An 18,771-nucleotide genomic window follows, 5' to 3' on the forward strand; every position below is an offset into this window, starting at 1 on the left:
TACCGAATATTACGATGGGACCGATGGTGGTGAAGGCCATTCGTCCACTTACGAACCTGCCGTTGGACGTTCATCTGATGATCGCGCATCCTGACAAATATATCGAAGCCTTCTCCGAAGCGGGGGCGGACTATATCACTGTCCATGTCGAAGCAGCACCACACCTTCACAGAACCATCCAATTGATAAAAAACAAAGGTGTCAAAGCCGGGGTTGTCCTGAATCCTGCAACACCTGCGGATTGGGTGAAACCAATCCTATCCGATATTGATATGGTCTTATTAATGACTGTCAATCCAGGATTCGGGGGTCAGTCCTTCATATCTTCAGTCGTTCCTAAAATCAGGCAGATTCGAAGTTGGGCTGAAGAAATGAATCCGTCACTTGAAATTGAAGTGGATGGTGGAATTAATCCTGAAACGGCAGCCATTTGTGCTGAAGCTGGAGCTGATGTGTTTGTCGCAGGGTCCGCTATATATAATCAAACAGATAGAGGCGCAGCAATCCAGGAATTGAGAAAATCAATTTTAAAATAGTATACCCGGACTGGTCCAGATTGGATCAGTTTCTTTTATAGGGGAGGTAACGTCCATGGAATATTGTATAATTGCCGGTGCACCGGAGAAATATTTACCCGATTTAAAGGATTACCATTCAGAAAGTGTAAGATGGGTCGGAGTGGACCGGGGGGTAATCACATTATTGCAAAATGAACTGTATCCTGCAGGAGCCTTCGGTGATTTTGATTCGGTGAGCACAGAAGAATGGTCCCTGATTGAAAAAAAGGTGAAAACTGTAAATACCTATCAGCCCGAAAAAGATGAAACAGATTTAGAGCTTGCGTTGAATTGGGTGCTGAAACAAAATCCCGATTCGATAAAAATTTTCGGGGGAACAGGTGGCCGGCTCGACCATTTCATGGGGAATATCCAACTACTCATGCAGCCGGATATGCTGGAGTCCGGAATAAAAATTGAAATGATCGATGTCCAAAACCAATTATGGGTTGAAAGACCAGGCGAACATACAATAAAAGAAAGCTCTGTCCGAAAGTATATTTCATTTGTCCCCATGACTGGTTCGGTAGAGAATCTGACACTATCCGGTTTCAAGTACCCGTTAAAAAAACGGAATATTTTTCGCGGTTCAGCACTATGTATTAGTAATGAACTTATACAATCATCTGGTACTTTTTCTTTTACAAATGGCATATTAATGGTGATAAGAAGCAGCGATTCAGCTTCTTGACCCATTTAGGAAAGAAGACGTACTTAATTGAAACTGCTTGAATAGACTGAAACGATGTCAGGCGAAACATTACGTTCTTTAGATTGCGGGGAGGGACTGGAATGCGATTTTATACAATTAAATTACCGAAGTTCTTGGGTGGGCTGGTGCGAGCGATGTTGGGGACATTTAAGAAGGAATAATGATGTGATTGAAGGCAGCAGGGGGCTGTCTTCTTTTTTTGTTGTTGAGGATAATTTGTGATGCATTCGTTATTTTCATTTTGTTTCGTTATAAAAAGGGCTTATTTGGCAGGAAATTAGAGGTTTTGTTTTATATAAAAAATGAGAAAAGTAATCTCATTAAGGCGTATAAGGGATTTTCCAGGATAAATGGGGCGTTGGTGTTATACCATGGCAGGTGTTTATGATCCGGATTTCAGGATTTACGATCCACTTTTGAAGAATACAAGCCACTTTACAGATTTTCATGCCAGATTTCGAAAATACGATCCACTTTTACTGAAATACATGCAACTTGTCGAAAAATCTCTAAGCTGTATCGGCTTCAATAGCGTTCAGCCGCCCTTCCAGATATCCCCTCCTTATGCCACCTGCCTCTGGGCGAAGCCCTTCCGCTTTTCTTGCTGTAAAGTATTTTTTCTTGAAAGGTTTGAATTGTAGTATTGCATTCTGGGGGCTTGTGTGATAAATTATTAAAGTATCTTTATGAAAAAGCGAAATGTAGAACTGAAATGGTACTTCAGCTTCTTGTTAGTGAGGAGGGAATAGATTATGGCAAAACAATGCGTAGTAACTGGCCGTAAAGCTAGCGCTGGTAACGCTCGCTCTCACGCTATGAATGCGAATAAGCGTACGTGGGGTGCTAACCTGCAAAAAGTTCGTATTCTTGTGGACGGTAAACCTAAGAAAGTATGGGTTTCTGCAAGAGCGTTGAAATCAGGTAAAGTTGAGCGTGTATAATACTTAAAAATGAGGAGACGTCTTTGTATAAGGGCGTCTTTTTTCTATTTAGAAGTGTAAAGGGAAGTAAATTGGAAAAAATGAGAGATATTGAAGCATAAATGAAGCATTGACTATACTTTAGCTTTCAATAAGCGCATAGTTATAGTAAAATGTTTTTAGCCAAGCATGTATTTAAAGGGGGAGAACATTCCATGTCCATCGAATTGAAAACGCAGTACGGACAAATTGATATTACAAATGATGTCATTGCAATGATTGCTGGAGGTGCAGCGGTGGATTGCTACGGAATTGTTGGAATGGCTTCAAAGAATCAAATTAAAGACGGTTTTACAGATATCTTACGTAAAGAAAATTTTACTCGCGGAGTGATCGTTCGTCAAGATGAAGAGGAAGTACATATTGACATGTATATAATTGTGAGCTATGGTACAAAAATTTCTGAGATTGCTCATAACGTACAATCCAAGGTTAAATATACCCTTGATAAGACCGTCGGCTTGGCGGTAGATTCAGTAAATATTTTTGTGCAGGGGGTTCGGGTAACGAACCCGTAGTGAGGAGGAAGATTTGTGTCGATTACATCTTTGGAAGGAAAACGTTTTGCCGGCATGGTGATTCAAGGTGCTGCCAAGCTGTCTGCTAATGCCCAGCTGGTTGACGCACTGAACGTCTTTCCTGTTCCTGATGGTGATACTGGAACAAACATGAATTTATCAATGACTTCCGGGGCTAAGGAAGTTCAACAAAAGACCCAAGATCATATTGGGAATGTTGCTTCTGCGCTTTCTAAAGGGTTATTGATGGGGGCGAGAGGTAACTCCGGTGTTATCCTTTCCCAGTTGTTCAGAGGTTTTGGAAAAGCAATCGAAGGTAAAAGCTCCATAACCAGTAAAGAGTTTGCGGATGCTTTACAGTCTGGAGTAGAGACAGCTTATAAAGCTGTCATGAAACCTGTGGAAGGGACAATCCTGACGGTTGCGAAAGATGCTGCCAAAAAGGGTGTTGCAGTTTCACAAAAAGAGACTGATTTCATAAAGGTAATGGAAGCGGTTGTAAAGGAAGGTCAAGCCTCGCTTAATCGTACACCTGACCTACTTCCTGTATTGAAGGAAGTAGGAGTGGTTGATAGCGGCGGTCAGGGTTTGTTATTTGTATATGAAGGCTTCCTGGCTGAATTAAAAGGAGAAAAGGTCTCCGAGCAGGCCTCATTACCTTCCATGAATGATCTTGTAAGTGCAGAACATCATAAGACAGCTCAGGATTTCATGAGTACTGAAGACATCGAATTTGGTTACTGTACAGAATTCATGGTCAAATTCGAGGATGACAAGCATGCATTTAATGAAGAAGACTTTCGTAATGATTTAAGCGAATTTGGCGATTCTCTGCTGGTGATCAGTGACGATGAGCTTGCAAAGGTACATATTCACTCAGAAGAGCCCGGTAATGTATTATCTTATGGACATAAATACGGAAGCCTCATCAATATAAAGATTGAAAATATGAGGCAGCAGCACAGCAGTATCGTAGGTGATTCACGCCAAGTCAAGGCACAAGCCCCTCCTGTTAAAAAGGAAGTTGATTTCGCAATCGTTACAGTTGCAATGGGAGAAGGGATTTCGGAACTCTTTAAGAGCATCGGTGCCACTGCAGTGATTGAAGGCGGGCAGACGATGAATCCGAGTACCGAAGATATTGTGAAGGCTGTAGAAGAAGTGAATGCAAAGAAAGTCATCATCATGCCTAATAATAAAAATATTATCATGGCAGCGGAACAGGCTGCGGAAGTATTGAGTGCAGAGGTTGCTGTAGTGCCGACGAAGACTGTACCTCAAGGTATGGCAGCATTGCTGGCATTCAACCCTGCCTTTTCTGTGGAAGACAATAAAAAGACGATGAGTGAAGCGTCCCGCCATGTAAAAACAGGTCAGATCACTTATGCTGTAAGAGATACAAATATCGACGGTATGACGATTTCGAAGGATGATTTCATGGGCATCGCAGAAGGCAAGATTGTCATTTCTGAAAAAGATCGTCAACAATCAGCTAAGAGACTTCTTGATGATATGCTGGATGAAGAATCCGAAATTCTTACCATTCTGTATGGGGAAGATGTGACTGAAGGGGATGCACTATCCTTACAGGAATATGTAGAAGATCATTATGAAGATGTAGAAGTGGAAGTTCATAACGGAAAACAGCCACTATACTCCTATATATTCTCAATCGAATAAAGGAACGGAAGGGGACGGCACTAATTAAGCGCTTGTCCCCTTAAATTATGTTAAACTAAAGATAGTTTGCTTGTTAGAACAGGGGGAATATGCGGTGAAGTATAAAAGTGTTTTTGATATAATCGGTCCTGTGATGATAGGGCCGTCAAGTTCTCATACTGCCGGAGCTGCACGTATCGGAAGGATTGCGAGGAACCTTTTCCGAAAAGAGCCTAAATGGGTGAAAATATCTTTTTACGGCTCTTTTGCAAAAACGTATAAGGGTCATGGTACAGATGTTGCGATCGTAGGAGGGATTCTTGATTACGATACGTTTGATGAACGAATTATTCATTCAATTGAGCAAGCAAGAAAAAAAGGAATCAGAGTGAAATTCCACGAAGAAGATGCGATTACCGATCACCCGAATACAGCGCGGATCCTTATGGGAGACGACGAAGGAGAATTGGAACTTGTAGGCATCTCCATCGGGGGCGGGAAAGTTGAAATCATCGAGCTGAATGGGTTTGAATTGAAACTTTCCGGACATCACCCCGCCATTCTGGTTGTACATGATGATCGGTTCGGTGCTATCGCTGCTGTTTCAAATATATTAGCTAAACATCAGTTGAACATTGGTCATATGGACGTTTCCAGAAAAGAAAAAGGAAAAATGGCGTTGATGACAATCGAAGTGGATCAGCTCATCGATGAAGCGGTAATCGATGAGATCTCATCATTAACCCATATCACACAAGTAACGAGAATTTCAGATTGAACCTCTCATTTTATGAGAACGTTTACATCATCATTGTAAGGGGGTTTCTACATGTTTAGAAATGTTGCAGAATTAATTGAACTGGCTGAAAGCCAAAATAAAAAAATATCGGATATCATGATCGAGCAGGAGATGGAGTTTACAGGTAAAACTTACGAAGTCATATATGCTCAAATGGAAAAGAACCTGGAAGTGATGGAACAGGCTGTAGCAAAAGGGCTGGAAGGTGTAAAATCTCATTCCGGATTGACCGGAGGGGATGCTGTTCTCCTGCAGAAGTATATAGAAAAAGGAAAATCTTTATCAGGTGACACGATTTTGGACGCTGTCAGTAAAGCTGTCGCAACGAATGAAGTAAACGCAGCTATGGGTACCATATGTGCAACGCCGACAGCGGGTTCTGCAGGGGTCGTGCCCGGGACGTTATTTGCAGTGAAGAATAAATTGAATCCATCTAAAGATGAAATGATCAGATTTTTGTTTACATCAGGTGCATTTGGATTTGTGGTTGCAAATAATGCTTCGATCTCAGGTGCAGCGGGAGGCTGTCAGGCTGAAGTCGGATCAGCAAGCGGTATGGCTGCAGCCGCAATTGTTGAAATCGCTGGCGGCACTCCTTCTCAATCAGCAGAAGCAATGGCCATTACATTGAAGAATATGCTTGGCTTGGTATGTGATCCTGTGGCTGGATTGGTGGAAGTACCATGTGTCAAACGCAACGCTATGGGTGCCGCAAATGCGATGGTTGCAGCCGACATGGCACTAGCCGGAATCACCAGCCGCATTCCTTGTGATGAAGTGATAGACGCGATGTATAAAATTGGTCAAACAATGCCCGTTGCTTTGAGGGAAACGGCTCAAGGCGGTTTAGCCGCGACACCTACAGGCAGGGAATTAGAAGCGAAAATTTTCGGGATTTCTCTGAATAAACGTGAAGATTCATAGCGATGAGCTGACGATCCAGAACATTAAGGGGATTGGCGAGGAAACTGCGCTGCAGCTTAACCAGATGGGAATAAACAGCGTTCAGGATCTGCTGGAGTACCTTCCTTACCGCTACGAGGATTACAGGCTGAGAGATTTAGAAGAAGTAGATCATGATGAAAGAGTCACAGTTGAAGGGAAAGTACATTCGGAACCTTCACTGATGTACTACGGCAGGAAAAAGTCAAGGCTAACAGTCAGGATACTGGTTGGAAGGTATTTAATTCAGGCAGTTTTCTTCAATCAACCATATTTGAAGAAGAAGATGGCTCTTCATGATACTGTCACAGTCACAGGTAAATGGGATAAGAATAGGCAGGTCATAACTGTACAGCATTTTCAAGCTGGACCTCATAACAAAGAGGGGGATTTCGAACCAGTCTATTCGCTTAAAGGGAATGTAAAGAATAATACACTGAGCAAATTCATAAAAAAAGCTTTCGAAGAATATTCCCATCTAGTTTCTGAGAATCTTCCTGCAGCTTTATTGGGGAAATACAAATTAATGAACCGCGAAGAAGCGCTTTATCAATTGCACTTTCCTCATTCTCCTTCCGACATGAAACAGGCGAGGAGAAGATTTGTGTATGAAGAGTTTTTATTGTTTCAATTGAAAATGCAGGCATTGAGAAAGTTTGAAAGAGAACACTCATCCGGGATACAGCAGCATTATGATGTGGAGAAATTAAAAGGATTTACAGACACTCTGCCATTTCCGTTAACCGGCGCACAAAAAAGAGTGGTGAACGAAATTTCTGCGGACATGAAGTCCCCTTATAGAATGAACCGCCTATTGCAGGGGGATGTTGGATCCGGGAAGACTGTCGTTGCTGCGATCGCGTTGTTTTCCTCTGTGACTGCTGGCTATCAGGGGGCTCTCATGGTTCCCACTGAGATACTGGCAGAACAGCATGCTGAGTCAATGAGTGAACTATTATCCCCTGCAGGCTTATCTGTTGCACTGCTGACGAGTTCTGTTAAAGGAAAAAGACGAAAACTTCTTTTAGAAAAACTAAAAGAAGGAGAAGTTGATATTTTGATCGGAACCCATGCGCTGATCCAGGATGATGTGGAGTTTAAATCATTGGGATTGGTCGTCACTGATGAACAGCATCGTTTTGGAGTCAACCAAAGAAGGATACTAAGAGAAAAAGGAAACAGCCCTGATGTATTATTCATGACTGCAACACCTATCCCTAGAACTCTTGCCATTACGGTCTTTGGTGAAATGGATGTTAGCATTATTGACGAAATGCCAGCTGGAAGAAAAGCAATCGAAACGCATTGGGCAAAAGCTGACATGCTTCCCAGAGTTCTGACGTTTATGGATAAAGAGCTTGATCAAGGTAGACAGGCTTATGTCATTTGCCCGCTGATAGAGGAATCCGACAAACTGGATGTCCAAAATGCGATCGATGTGTACAATCAGCTGCTGGTCTATTTTCAAGGACGATATAAAGTGGGACTCATGCATGGACGGCTCCATCCTGATGAAAAGGATGAAGTGATGAGACGATTCAGTTCAAATGACCTTCAGGTACTGGTGTCGACAACGGTTGTAGAAGTTGGGGTGAATGTACCAAATGCCACATTCATGCTGATCTATGATGCAGAAAGATTCGGTTTATCACAGCTTCATCAATTACGTGGACGCGTCGGCCGGGGTGAAAACCAGTCTTATTGTATATTGTTGGCGGAACCGAAAACAGAGGTCGGTAAAGAGCGGATGAAAATCATGACGGAAACCAATGACGGATTCGTTTTGAGTGAGAAAGACCTTGAACTGCGCGGGCCCGGGGATTTCTTTGGTAAGAAACAGAGCGGACTCCCTGAATTCAAGGTAGCCGATATGGTACATGATTACCGGGCACTGGAAGTGGCAAGAGACGATGCCGCTTCGCTGATAAACTCTGAAAGTTTCTGGAAAAACCCGGAATGGGAAAGGTTGCGCTCATATTTGGCGGAAGCGGGAGTAATGGAGGGCGAAAAGCTCGACTAGAAAGGCAGATTGTGAGATTATTTCTTGCAATCTGCTTTTTTAGATTATATACTACTATTAGTACCTAGTACTAATAGTGGACGGTGTTGAATAATGAGACTTTCGAAAAAAGAAAGACAAGCGAACCTATTAGAGACAATTAAAGAAAATCCCTTTATCACGGATGAAGAATTGGCAGAGCGATTTGGTGTAAGTGTTCAAACAATACGCCTCGACCGAATGGAACGATCAATTCCAGAACTTCGTGAACGTATAAAAAACGTAGCAGAAAAATCATTTGAAGATGAAGTGAAATCGCTGCCGATTGAAGAGGTCATCGGGGAAATAATTGATATAGAATTAGATGAAAGTGCGATTTCTATCTTTGATGTCAAAGCTGATCACGTCTTTGTGAGAAATAGAATCGCAAGAGGCCATCATTTATTCGCACAGGCAAATTCATTGGCTGTTGCTGTAATAAATGATGACTTGGCATTGACTGCCAAGTCCACGATCCGTTTTACCCGTCCTGTAAAAGAGGGTGAAAGAGTAGTGGCCAAAGCAAAGGTGTTACATATTAAAGACGAAAAAGATCGAACAATGGTAGAGGTACAGAGTTTTGTCGGGGGAGAACTCGTTTTTACAGGTGACTTCGAGATGTACCGCTCCAAAAAAACGGAAAAGGATGAAGCATAGATGAAGTTAGCCGTTGATGCAATGGGCGGAGATCATGCTCCTAAAGAGATAGTCCTTGGTGTGAAGAAAGCGCTTGATGATTTCCAGGATATTGAGGTTTTATTGTATGGTGATGAAACCAGGATCAAAGAATGGCTGCCTTCTCATGAACGATTAACCGTCGTTCATACAGAAGAGGTAATTGAAGCTACCGATGAACCTGTACGTGCTGTAAAGAGAAAGAAGAATTCATCCATGGTTATGATGGCACAGGCAGTAAAAGATGGAGAAGCTCACGCATGCATTTCTGCAGGGAATACCGGTGCTTTGATGACAGCAGGGTTGTTTGTAGTGGGAAGAATAGAGGGGATCGACCGCCCGGCACTTGCCCCGACCCTCCCGACAATGGACGGAAAAGGTTTCCTGATGCTTGACTTAGGTGCAAATGTGGATGCCAAACCGGAACACCTGGCTCAATATGCAATCATGGGCAGTATTTACGCCGAGAGAGTAAGAGGCATTGAACAACCGCGGGTGGGACTGTTGAATATCGGGACAGAGGACAAAAAAGGAAATGAACTGACGAAGAAGACCTTCAGCTTATTGAAAGATACGCCTGTTCATTTTGTAGGAAACGTGGAGTCCCGCGATTTATTGAATGGTGTTGCCGATGTCGTCATCACCGACGGATTTACAGGTAATATGGTCTTGAAAACGATAGAGGGCACTGCGTTATCCATCTTTTCGCTGCTGAAAAAGACGCTGACGTCGTCCTTGAAAAACAAAATCGCAGCAGGACTAGTGAAAAGTGACTTGAAAGATATGAAAAACATGCTGGATTATTCAGAATACGGAGGAGCCGGATTATTCGGTTTGAAATCTCCGGTTATAAAAGCACATGGTTCATCAAATGACGTCGCTTTTTATAATGCGATGAGACAGGCAAGGGAAATGGTGAAGAATGACGTATCGAATACGATCAAGGAAGCTGTAAAAGGAGGAGATGCACGTGAGTAAAATTGCATTTGTTTTCCCGGGACAGGGATCTCAGACAGTTGGAATGGGGAAGGAACTGGCAGACAAGTATAATGATGTTGCAAGCTTTTTTAAAAAAGCAGACGAAAAACTAGGTACCGATTTATCCTCTACCATATTTGAAGGGCCTCAGGATAAGTTGACTCTTACGACAAATGCTCAGCCGGCATTATTAACGACGAGTGTGGCAATCCTGGAGCGTTTGAAGACAGAAGGGATTCAAGCTGATTACACCGCCGGTCATAGTTTAGGTGAATATTCTGCCTTGGTGGCAGCAGGTTCCTTATCCTTCGAGGATGCTGTCTATGCAGTGCGAAAAAGAGGGGAATTCATGGAAGAAGCGGTCCCTGGCGGGGAAGGGACAATGGCTGCTGTCCTAGGTATGGAAAGAGAACCTCTTAAAGAGATTACGGATCGAGTATCTGAAGAAGGGCAGACTGTAGGGCTTGCCAATCTGAATTGTTCTGGTCAAATCGTAATTTCAGGAACTGTAAAAGGGGTCGAAACTGCTTCAGAACGTGCAAAAGAAGAAGGCGCAAAAAGAATCATTCCTCTACAGGTAAGCGGCCCTTTTCATTCGCAATTGATGAAACCTGCTGCTGAGAAATTCGTCTCGATTCTGGATTCAATGGTCATTGACGATGCAGAAGTGCCTGTCATAGCAAATGTGACTGCTTCACCTGTCACAGATGCAGAGGAAATCAAACGACTGTTGATTGAGCAGCTCTATTCCCCTGTATTGTGGGAAGATACAGTTGAAAGACTGTTGGACCTCGGAGTCGATACATTTGTTGAAATAGGATCGGGTAAAGTACTATCAGGTCTCATCAAAAAAGTGAACCGTCGGGTGAAAACTTTTGCCGTTCAAGATGAGGCTTCCTTGACTGAAGTGATTGAAAAGTTAAAGGAGGAAGCGTAAATGAATGTAAATGGAAAAGTAGCATTAGTAACTGGAGCATCCAGGGGGATCGGCAAAGAGATTGCCCTGGAACTTGCCCGTGAAGGTGCCAATGTAGTCGTTAATTATTCAGGCAGTGAAGCCAAAGCAAATGAAGTGGTTGATGAAATCAAAAGCATGGGGAGAGAAGCGGTCGCGATTCAATGTAATGTAGCGGACAGTGACTCTGTACAGTCGATGGTAAAAGATACAATCAGTCAATTTGGCACATTGGATATACTAGTGAATAATGCTGGAATCACGAAAGATAATTTATTGATGCGCATGAAGGAAAATGAATGGGATGATGTAATTAATATCAATCTTAAAGGTGTATTTCTCTGTACCAAAGCGGTAACCCGTCAGATGATGAAACAAAGAAGCGGGCGTATCATTAATATCTCATCCATTGTAGGAGTAAGCGGTAATCCGGGACAGGCGAATTATGTTGCTGCCAAATCAGGTGTCATCGGTTTAACGAAGACAGCGGCCAAAGAGCTTGCTCCCCGCGGAATAACGGTAAATGCGATTGCACCAGGCTTTATTTCCACTGATATGACAGATCAGCTGCCAGAAGATGTACGGAATGAAATGTTAAAGCAGATACCTTTGAACCGTTTCGGAGATCCAAAGGATATTGCAAAAGTGGTAAGCTTTATGGCTTCTGAATCGTCTGCTTATATGACAGGGCAGACCCTTCATATAGATGGGGGTATGGTGATGTAATGAGCGGTTCGGAATAAGACTGGACCGGAAATTTTTAAAAATCACCGGTAATGCTTTTCATTCCAGGTGGAAATACACTATAATACTTGAGGGGAGGTGACAAAGATGGCAGAGGTTTTAGATCGTGTAACAAAAATCATTGTGGATCGTCTTGGTGTAGATGAATCTCAAGTAAATCTTGAAGCTTCTTTCAAAGAAGATTTAGGAGCTGACTCCCTAGATGTAGTTGAGCTGGTAATGGAACTTGAAGATGAATTCGACATGGAAATTTCTGACGATGATGCTGAGAAAATTGGCACAGTAGGTGATGCTGTGAACTACATAAAAGCAAAGGCATAATCGTTCGTTTGAATGCATGCACTTACTCAAGTAAGACAGTTTGCATCAAACATCTCAAACTTGGCAGAAATTTTTCTGCCAAGTTTTTTGTCTTTTATCTTCGATTTAAATTTACTTTTGATTATTTGTTTTATTTATCATAAACTTGATTAGTGTATATTGAGAACCTAAAGAGCAAGGTGGAGTGCTTTATGCGAAAGCATAGTAGAAATAAAGGACTATCAAAACAAAAAAACGACTTGAAATTCAAGAAATTTCAGGATGAAATCGGAATACATTTTCAAGATGAAAAGCTTCTTAAACAAGCTTTTACTCATTCATCCTATGTGAATGAGCATCGCAGAAAACCTTATGAAGACAACGAGCGTCTCGAATTTCTCGGAGATGCGGTATTGGAATTGACCGTATCCCAATTCCTTTTCAAAAAATACCCGATGATGAGTGAAGGGGAACTCACCAAACTGAGAGCAGCGATCGTGTGTGAACCATCACTCGTTAAATTCTCAATGGAGATGGAGTTTGGAGAATTGATTCTTTTGGGAAAAGGGGAAGAAATGACCGGCGGCAGGGAAAGACCTGCTCTTCTGGCGGATGTCTTTGAGGCATTCATCGGAGCGCTATACCTCGATCAAGGCCTTGATACCGTCGTAAGTGTCCTTGATAAAGTTGTCTATCCAAAAATTAATATCGGTGCTTTTTCTCATGTGATGGATTACAAAAGTCAATTGCAGGAATTTGTTCAAAGAGGCAATGCCGGATCGATTGAGTATGGAATCCTTGAAGAAAGCGGTCCTGCTCATAACCGCCAGTTCATATCACGTGTCTGTCTGAATGATGAAGAACTTGGCATAGGAAAAGGCCGTTCGAAGAAGGAAGCGGAACAGCAGGCTGCGCAAAAAGCACTGGAAAAGCTAAAACAAACGTTAGACGTAAAATAGGAGGAAAGAAGATGTTCCTCAAACAACTGGAAGTAATGGGGTTTAAGTCTTTTGCAGAAAGAATATCGGTAGAGTTTGTGCCCGGGGTCACTGCCGTAGTGGGACCTAACGGAAGCGGTAAAAGCAATATTATTGATGCTATCCGTTGGGTATTGGGTGAGCAATCAGCCAAAAGTCTTCGCGGTTCTAAAATGGAAGATGTCATTTTTGCCGGAAGCGATTCACGAAAAGCACTGAATATAGCCGAAGTCACATTGGTGCTGGACAATGAAGATGGTGCATTACCGATCGACTATAGTGAAATCAGCGTAACCAGAAGAGTATACCGTTCAGGAGACAGTGAATATCTGTTGAATAAGCAGACATGCAGACTGAAAGATATCATCGAATTATTCATGGATTCAGGACTGGGAAAAGAAGCATTCTCCATTATCAGTCAGGGGAAAGTCGAGGAAATACTAAACAGCAAGCCTGAGGAAAGAAGAACCATCTTTGAAGAAGCTGCTGGAGTATTAAAGTATAAATCCAGGAAAAAGAAAGCAGAATCGAAGCTTTTTGAGACACAGGAAAACTTGAATCGTGTAAATGATATACTCCATGAACTTGAAGGACAGGTGGAGCCCCTCAAAATCCAAGCCTCAATGGCAAAGGACTATCTTGAAAAAAAGGAAGAACTCGAGAAATTCGAAGTCGCTCTTACTGTCTATGATATAGAGGATCTACATAAACAATGGGAGAAGCTGAGTCTCGATTTTGAACAGCATGGAAGGGAAGAACTTTCTCTTTCTTCGCTCGTTCAAAAGAAGGAATCAATACTTGCTCAAACCCGTGATAAAATTGCAGCCCTTGATGAATCCGTCACGGATCTTCAGGAGGTTCTTCTTTCTACAAGTGAAGAACTCGAAAAGCTTGAGGGAAGAAAACAGGTACTGATCGAAAGGAAGAAAAATTCATCAACGAATGAAACACAATTAAAGCAAACAATCGATGAGACAACAGCCCGATTGGCTCAATTATCTTCAGAAAAGGACATTCTTCAAAAGGACTATCAAGTGATTGAAACTGATGTTACCGCTCTTAAACAGGAACTGTCAGCGAAGCAAAGCCAATTTATGCATTACAGTGAAAATATCGAAGAAATCATCGAATCGTATAAAAGTGACTATATTGAAAAGTTGAATCAGCAGGCTGCTGCTAAAAATGAAATTCAGTATTTGCAGCAGCAGCTGGAACAGCAATCAAGCAGAAGCGGTCGATTGGAAGCTGAGAATGAGAAATATGTTCAACAGCGGGATGACCTTCAAAAAAATCATAAAGAGTTGTCGACTAAACTGCAGCAGCAGAAGGAAGAGATAGGCGGGCATATTCATTTATATCGTGAGGAGCAGAAGCAGCTGGAAACAGTAAGGAACAAGTATGAAAAGCAGGAAAAGATGCTTTATCAGGCTTTTCAATACTTGCAGCAGGCAAAATCGCGAAAAGAAATGCTTGAAGAAATGGAGGATGATTACTCCGGATTCTTCCAGGGTGTTAAAGAAGTATTAAAAGCAAGGGATACCGTGCTTACTGGCATTGAAGGAGCGGTAGCAGAGCTCGTCAATGTTCCCAAACAATATGAAACAGCAATGGAAACAGCTCTGGCGGCATCGATGCAGCATATTGTTGTGGCTGCTGAAGAAGACGGAAGGAAAGCAATAGCCTACCTGAAAAAAAACCAATATGGCCGTGCCACATTTCTTCCTATGAATGTCATGAAAGGGAAATCTATTCCGGCAACTCAGCTCTCTATGTTGAAAGGACATCATTCTTTCGTTGGTGTCGGATCTGAACTGATTAGTTATAATCCCCGCTATGGGATGATCATGTCCAATTTACTTGGGAATGTGCTCATCACTAAAGACCTGAAGGGTGCCAATGAAATCGCTAAGATGATCCAGTACCGCTATAGACTTGTGACACTTGAGGGAGACGTTGTAAATCCGGGTGGTTCGATGAGTGGCGGGACAGTCAAGCAGAAGAAGAACTCACTTCTTTCCAGAAAAGGCGAGCTGGAAGAGATGAAAGAAAAACTTTCTGCCATGGAAAACCAAACGGAACAGCTTCAAATACAGGTTAAATCTCTTAAGGAAGAGAGTGCGTTCAGAGAAAGGAAACTGGAAGAAATGAGAGTTTCCGGTGAACGTCTCCGTATAAGAGAGCAGGAACTTTTATCCCAATTGCGGGAAAACGAATTATCCCGGCAAAACATGGATGAAAGACTTTCACTTTACGACCTGGAGAAAAAAGACTTTACTTCAATAAAAGAAAAACACGATATCAGATCAGAGGAATTAAAGGAACTGTTAGACAAAATTAAACTTGAAATTGATGATCTGGATAAAAAAATTGAAGAGTTAACGCTGCAAAAGAATTCTGAACGTACATCAAAAGACGCTTTATCGGATGAAATCAGTGATATGAAAGCAAGTCTGGCTGCCAGAAACGAACAGCTTGTCAATACCCGTAAGCAATTGCAGCGTTTAAAAGAAAACCGGGCTGAAACAGAAAAAAGAGTAGAAACATTAAAAGATGATCTCTTGTGGCTTCAGACGGAAATGAAAGACAATTTTTCTGGAGAAAAACAACTAGTAATACAGGCAGAAAAATGTGCACTGCAAAAATCAGAAACCACACAACTTATTTCAGTTCGTCGGGATGAACGGTTGAAACTGCAGGAGTCGGTTGATGACGAAGAACTTGAACTGAAAGAATTGAAACGCCAGCATAAAGGACTTGTAACGGCGTTGAAAGATGAAGAAGTGAAGATCAACCGCCTCGATGTGGAGCTCGAGAACCGTTTGAATCATCTGCGCGAGGAATACATGCTTTCGTTTGAAGCCGCGAAGGAAGACTATCCGCTTACCATAGAGGTGGATGAGGCACGCAGGAAAGTAAAACTTGTCAAACTGGCCCTTGAAGAACTGGGGACAGTTAATATTGGAGCAATCGATGAGTATGAACGTGTCAAGGAAAGGTACGAATTTCTCCTCGAACAGAAAGAAGATCTAACTGAGGCGAAAGACACTCTTTATACAGTCATCAATGAAATGGATTCAGAAATGATCAGGCGGTTCGATCAGACATTTTCCGCCATTCAGGTTGAGTTTGAAGGTGTATTTAAAGCACTCTTCGGAGGGGGCCGGGCCGAACTTAAGCTGACCGACCCTTCAGATCTGCTCAATACAGGTGTCGATATTGTCGCACAGCCTCCAGGTAAGAAACTCCAAAACCTTGGCCTGATGTCCGGAGGGGAAAGAGCGCTGACAGCAATCGCTCTCTTATTCTCGATTTTGAAAATACGCCCGGTGCCATTCTGCATTCTGGATGAAGTAGAAGCGGCGTTAGACGAAGCGAATGTGCAGCGTTTCAGTCAATACTTGAAGAGATTCAGCGACGATACCCAGTTTATCGTAATCACCCATCGGAAAGGGACGATGGAAGAAGCACATGTTCTTTATGGAGTCACCATGCAGGAATCCGGGGTATCGAAGCTGGTATCTGTAAGGCTGCAGGAGACACATGAATTACTTGAAACTAAATAGGCAGGTGTAGAAGATGAGTTTTTTCAAAAAACTTAAAGATAAATTTACCACATCCACTGATAATGTAACCGAGAAGTTTAAAGATGGATTAAGTAAAACAAGAAATAACTTCACTTCAAGGGTGAATGATCTTGTTGCCCGCTACCGTAAAGTAGACGAGGATTTCTTCGAAGAGCTCGAAGAAATTCTGATTGGTGCGGATGTAGGCTTCGATACAGTCATGGAACTGATTGATGAGTTGAAGATGGAAGTGAAACGCCGCAATATTCAGGATACAGTAGATATCCAGCCGGTGATTTCGGAGAAGCTTGTAGAGATTTATCAGGGTGAACATGATGACGACAACACCTTGAATATTAAAGAGAATGAGTTGACTGTTCTTCTATTTGTCGGAGTGAATGGTGTAGGGAAAACCACCACAATCGGAAAAATGGCTCATATGTTCAAGGAAGAAGGAAAAAATGTCGTGCTTGCAGCAGGGGACACCTTTCGCGCAGGCGCAATTGAACAGTTGGAAGTCTGGGGAGAAAGGGTCGGAGTTCCTGTCATCAAACAGGCTGCCGGAAGTGACCCTGCAGCGGTCATGTTTGATGCTGTTCAATCGGCCAAAGCCAAAAAGGCAGATATCCTGATCTGTGATACAGCAGGACGACTGCAAAACAAAGTGAACTTGATGAAGGAATTGGAAAAGGTAAAACGTGTCATTGAAAGGGAGGTTCCTGGGGCACCTCATGAAGTATTGCTTGTCCTGGATGCTACTACTGGTCAAAATGCAATGATACAAGCCAAGACCTTCAAGGAAGCCACCAATGTCACTGGAATCGTCCTGACGAAACTTGACGGTACAGCAAAAGGAGGAATCGTCCTTGCCATCCGCAACGAACTGAACATACCGGTCAAATATGTTGGACTCGGAGAAAAAATGGACGATCTCCAGCCATTCGATGCAGAAAAATACGTCTATGGACTTTTTTCTAACTTAGTAGACAAAGAAGAGTAACAAACCACAAAGAAAAGCAGCTTCCTTGGCTGCTTTTCTTTGTATTTATATAATCAAGGTCTTATGTTTTAATGATTGGAGTGCAATGCGGAGACTCCTGCAGAAAGCGAAGTCTTGCACGGTAATCAAAAGCAGTGTCAAAAAGTCCTGAAACACATCTAAAAAATATAGATGTATCCTTGACAAAAACGCTTAAAATCTGTATTCTTCATATGTAAAGGTTTTTCACTTAACAAGGAGGGATATCGTGTTAGAGAAAACAACAAGAATGAATTATCTCTACGACTTTTATCAATCTTTGTTAACTCCTAAACAAAGTAGCTACATGTCCCTCTATTACCTGGATGATTTCTCTCTGGGAGAGATTGCAGAGGAATACAATGTGTCGAGACAAGCTGTCTATGATAACATCAAACGTACTGAGGCAATGCTTGAGGAGTACGAAGAAAAGCTTTTATTATTTAATAAATTTCAAGAGCGCAACGAGATTCTTGCTCAATTAAGAAAAAGTTTAGAAGATTCATCAATCGATTCTTCTGTCCGTCTGAAACTCATTGATGATCTTGAAATATTGGATTAGGAGGCGGCATGAATGGCATTTGAAGGATTAGCCGACCGACTGCAAGGTACGATTCAAAAAATCCGCGGCAAAGGTAAGATTTCAGAAGCGGATGTCAAAGAGATGATGCGTGAAGTTCGTCTTGCCCTTTTAGAAGCAGACGTTAATTTTAAAGTGGTTAAGCAATTCGTTAAGAAAGTAAGCGAACGCGCCGTAGGACAGGAAGTCATGAAGAGCCTGACGCCTGGACAGCAAGTCATCAAAGTGGTTCAAGAAGAGCTTACTGAATTGATGGGCGGCGAACAAAGTCAGATTGCTGTGGCCAAACGACCTCCGACTGTTATCATGATGGTTGGATTACAAGGTGCCGGTAAAACGACGACCACTGGGAAGCTTGCAAATCTGCTTCGAAAGAAACATAACCGAACACCCCTGTTGGCGGCTGCTGATATTTACCGTCCGGCTGCAATTAAACAGCTGGAAACGATCGGAAAGCAATTAAGCTTACCTGTTTTTTCGTTAGGCGATCAAGTAAGCCCGGTTGAAATTGCGAAGCAGGCGATCGAAAAAGCAAAAGAAGAACATCACGATTATGTGCTGATTGATACAGCTGGCCGGCTTCACATTGATGAAAACCTGATGGGAGAGTTAAAAGAAATCAAGGAACTCTCAAATCCGGATGAGATTTTCCTCGTTGTCGATGCCATGACAGGTCAAGATGCTGTAAATGTTGCTCAAAGCTTCAACGAGGCGCTTGGCATTTCCGGTGTTGTATTAACCAAACTTGATGGTGATACACGAGGCGGGGCAGCTTT

The 18,771-nt window shown here is 42.4% G+C and carries 19 protein-coding genes; all 19 read left to right on the forward strand.

Annotation, left to right across the window (positions count from 1 at the left end; translation table 11 throughout):
• Positions 1-536: ribulose-phosphate 3-epimerase (gene rpe, locus HP456_RS08050; protein WP_172249836.1), on the forward strand; the 536-nt coding region annotated here is incomplete at its 5' end.
• Positions 537-591: 55 nt separating this feature from the next.
• The gene (locus HP456_RS08055; RefSeq protein WP_172249841.1) at positions 592-1,248 is read left to right on the forward strand and encodes a thiamine diphosphokinase; all 657 of its coding nucleotides are present in this window, start codon (positions 592-594) and stop codon (positions 1,246-1,248) included.
• A gap of 101 nt (positions 1,249-1,349) precedes the next feature.
• Positions 1,350-1,430 (forward strand): stage V sporulation protein SpoVM, encoded by an 81-nt coding sequence (gene spoVM / locus HP456_RS08060; protein ID WP_032088878.1) that lies wholly within the window; start codon positions 1,350-1,352, stop codon positions 1,428-1,430.
• Positions 1,431-2,021: 591 nt separating this feature from the next.
• On the forward strand, positions 2,022-2,210 hold the full coding sequence (gene rpmB, locus HP456_RS08065) for a 50S ribosomal protein L28 (RefSeq protein ID WP_172249843.1): 189 nt from the start codon (positions 2,022-2,024) through the stop codon (positions 2,208-2,210).
• Between the two features lie 194 nt (positions 2,211-2,404).
• Positions 2,405-2,767, forward strand: coding sequence for an Asp23/Gls24 family envelope stress response protein (locus HP456_RS08070; RefSeq protein WP_034755738.1), 363 nt, complete (start codon positions 2,405-2,407; stop codon positions 2,765-2,767).
• A 15-nt stretch (positions 2,768-2,782) separates the two neighbouring features.
• Positions 2,783-4,447 carry a fatty acid kinase ATP-binding subunit FakA gene (locus HP456_RS08075; RefSeq protein ID WP_172249845.1) on the forward strand — a complete coding sequence of 555 codons (1,665 nt, stop codon included), beginning with the start codon at positions 2,783-2,785 and terminating at the stop codon, positions 4,445-4,447.
• Between the two features lie 94 nt (positions 4,448-4,541).
• Positions 4,542-5,204 (forward strand): L-serine ammonia-lyase, iron-sulfur-dependent subunit beta, encoded by a 663-nt coding sequence (sdaAB, locus tag HP456_RS08080; protein ID WP_172249847.1) that lies wholly within the window; start codon positions 4,542-4,544, stop codon positions 5,202-5,204.
• Positions 5,205-5,255: 51 nt separating this feature from the next.
• The gene (gene sdaAA, locus HP456_RS08085) at positions 5,256-6,149 is read left to right on the forward strand and encodes an L-serine ammonia-lyase, iron-sulfur-dependent, subunit alpha (protein WP_172249849.1); all 894 of its coding nucleotides are present in this window, start codon (positions 5,256-5,258) and stop codon (positions 6,147-6,149) included.
• The gene (gene recG / locus HP456_RS08090) at positions 6,136-8,187 is read left to right on the forward strand and encodes an ATP-dependent DNA helicase RecG (RefSeq protein ID WP_376766200.1); all 2,052 of its coding nucleotides are present in this window, start codon (positions 6,136-6,138) and stop codon (positions 8,185-8,187) included. The genes sdaAA and recG overlap by 14 nt, the downstream gene beginning before the upstream one ends.
• Before the next feature lie 93 nt (positions 8,188-8,280).
• Positions 8,281-8,862: a transcription factor FapR gene (gene fapR, locus HP456_RS08095; protein WP_172249851.1), complete on the forward strand. Its 582-nt coding sequence runs from the start codon at positions 8,281-8,283 to the stop codon at positions 8,860-8,862.
• Entirely contained in the window at positions 8,863-9,858 is a 996-nt protein-coding gene (gene plsX / locus HP456_RS08100) for a phosphate acyltransferase PlsX (RefSeq protein WP_172249853.1), read from the forward strand.
• Entirely contained in the window at positions 9,851-10,795 is a 945-nt protein-coding gene (gene fabD, locus HP456_RS08105) for an ACP S-malonyltransferase (RefSeq protein WP_172249855.1), read from the forward strand. Before plsX ends, fabD begins: the two co-directional genes overlap by 8 nt.
• Positions 10,796-11,539 (forward strand): 3-oxoacyl-[acyl-carrier-protein] reductase, encoded by a 744-nt coding sequence (gene fabG, locus HP456_RS08110; protein WP_172249857.1) that lies wholly within the window; start codon positions 10,796-10,798, stop codon positions 11,537-11,539.
• Between the two features lie 105 nt (positions 11,540-11,644).
• Positions 11,645-11,878 carry an acyl carrier protein gene (acpP, locus tag HP456_RS08115; RefSeq protein ID WP_172249859.1) on the forward strand — a complete coding sequence of 78 codons (234 nt, stop codon included), beginning with the start codon at positions 11,645-11,647 and terminating at the stop codon, positions 11,876-11,878.
• Between the two features lie 191 nt (positions 11,879-12,069).
• Positions 12,070-12,816: a ribonuclease III gene (rnc, locus tag HP456_RS08120; RefSeq protein WP_172249861.1), complete on the forward strand. Its 747-nt coding sequence runs from the start codon at positions 12,070-12,072 to the stop codon at positions 12,814-12,816.
• An 11-nt stretch (positions 12,817-12,827) separates the two neighbouring features.
• Positions 12,828-16,397: a chromosome segregation protein SMC gene (gene smc / locus HP456_RS08125; protein ID WP_172249863.1), complete on the forward strand. Its 3,570-nt coding sequence runs from the start codon at positions 12,828-12,830 to the stop codon at positions 16,395-16,397.
• A 13-nt stretch (positions 16,398-16,410) separates the two neighbouring features.
• Positions 16,411-17,397: a signal recognition particle-docking protein FtsY gene (gene ftsY, locus HP456_RS08130; protein ID WP_172249865.1), complete on the forward strand. Its 987-nt coding sequence runs from the start codon at positions 16,411-16,413 to the stop codon at positions 17,395-17,397.
• A gap of 244 nt (positions 17,398-17,641) precedes the next feature.
• The gene (locus HP456_RS08135) at positions 17,642-17,977 is read left to right on the forward strand and encodes a putative DNA-binding protein (protein ID WP_172249871.1); all 336 of its coding nucleotides are present in this window, start codon (positions 17,642-17,644) and stop codon (positions 17,975-17,977) included.
• Positions 17,978-17,989: 12 nt separating this feature from the next.
• Positions 17,990-18,771: signal recognition particle protein (locus HP456_RS08140; protein ID WP_172249867.1), on the forward strand; the 782-nt coding region annotated here is incomplete at its 3' end.

Source organism: Bacillus haikouensis (genome assembly GCF_013179555.1).
Lineage (GTDB): Bacteria > Bacillota > Bacilli > Bacillales > Bacillaceae_B > Rossellomorea > Rossellomorea haikouensis_A.

Bases quoted from the DNA above. Each gene is read 5' to 3' on its own strand.
- HP456_RS08055 (WP_172249841.1), top strand. From the start codon at position 592: ATGGAATATTGTATAATTGCCGGTGCACCGGAGAAATATTTACCCGAT.
- ftsY (WP_172249865.1), top strand. From the start codon at position 16,411: ATGAGTTTTTTCAAAAAACTTAAAGATAAATTTACCACATCCACTGAT.
- fabG (WP_172249857.1), top strand. From the start codon at position 10,796: ATGAATGTAAATGGAAAAGTAGCATTAGTAACTGGAGCATCCAGGGGG.
- rnc (WP_172249861.1), top strand. From the start codon at position 12,070: ATGCGAAAGCATAGTAGAAATAAAGGACTATCAAAACAAAAAAACGAC.
- smc (WP_172249863.1), top strand. From the start codon at position 12,828: ATGTTCCTCAAACAACTGGAAGTAATGGGGTTTAAGTCTTTTGCAGAA.
- rpmB (WP_172249843.1), top strand. From the start codon at position 2,022: ATGGCAAAACAATGCGTAGTAACTGGCCGTAAAGCTAGCGCTGGTAAC.
- plsX (WP_172249853.1), top strand. From the start codon at position 8,863: ATGAAGTTAGCCGTTGATGCAATGGGCGGAGATCATGCTCCTAAAGAG.
- sdaAA (WP_172249849.1), top strand. From the start codon at position 5,256: ATGTTTAGAAATGTTGCAGAATTAATTGAACTGGCTGAAAGCCAAAAT.
- HP456_RS08070 (WP_034755738.1), top strand. From the start codon at position 2,405: ATGTCCATCGAATTGAAAACGCAGTACGGACAAATTGATATTACAAAT.
- spoVM (WP_032088878.1), top strand. From the start codon at position 1,350: ATGCGATTTTATACAATTAAATTACCGAAGTTCTTGGGTGGGCTGGTG.
- acpP (WP_172249859.1), top strand. From the start codon at position 11,645: ATGGCAGAGGTTTTAGATCGTGTAACAAAAATCATTGTGGATCGTCTT.
- fapR (WP_172249851.1), top strand. From the start codon at position 8,281: ATGAGACTTTCGAAAAAAGAAAGACAAGCGAACCTATTAGAGACAATT.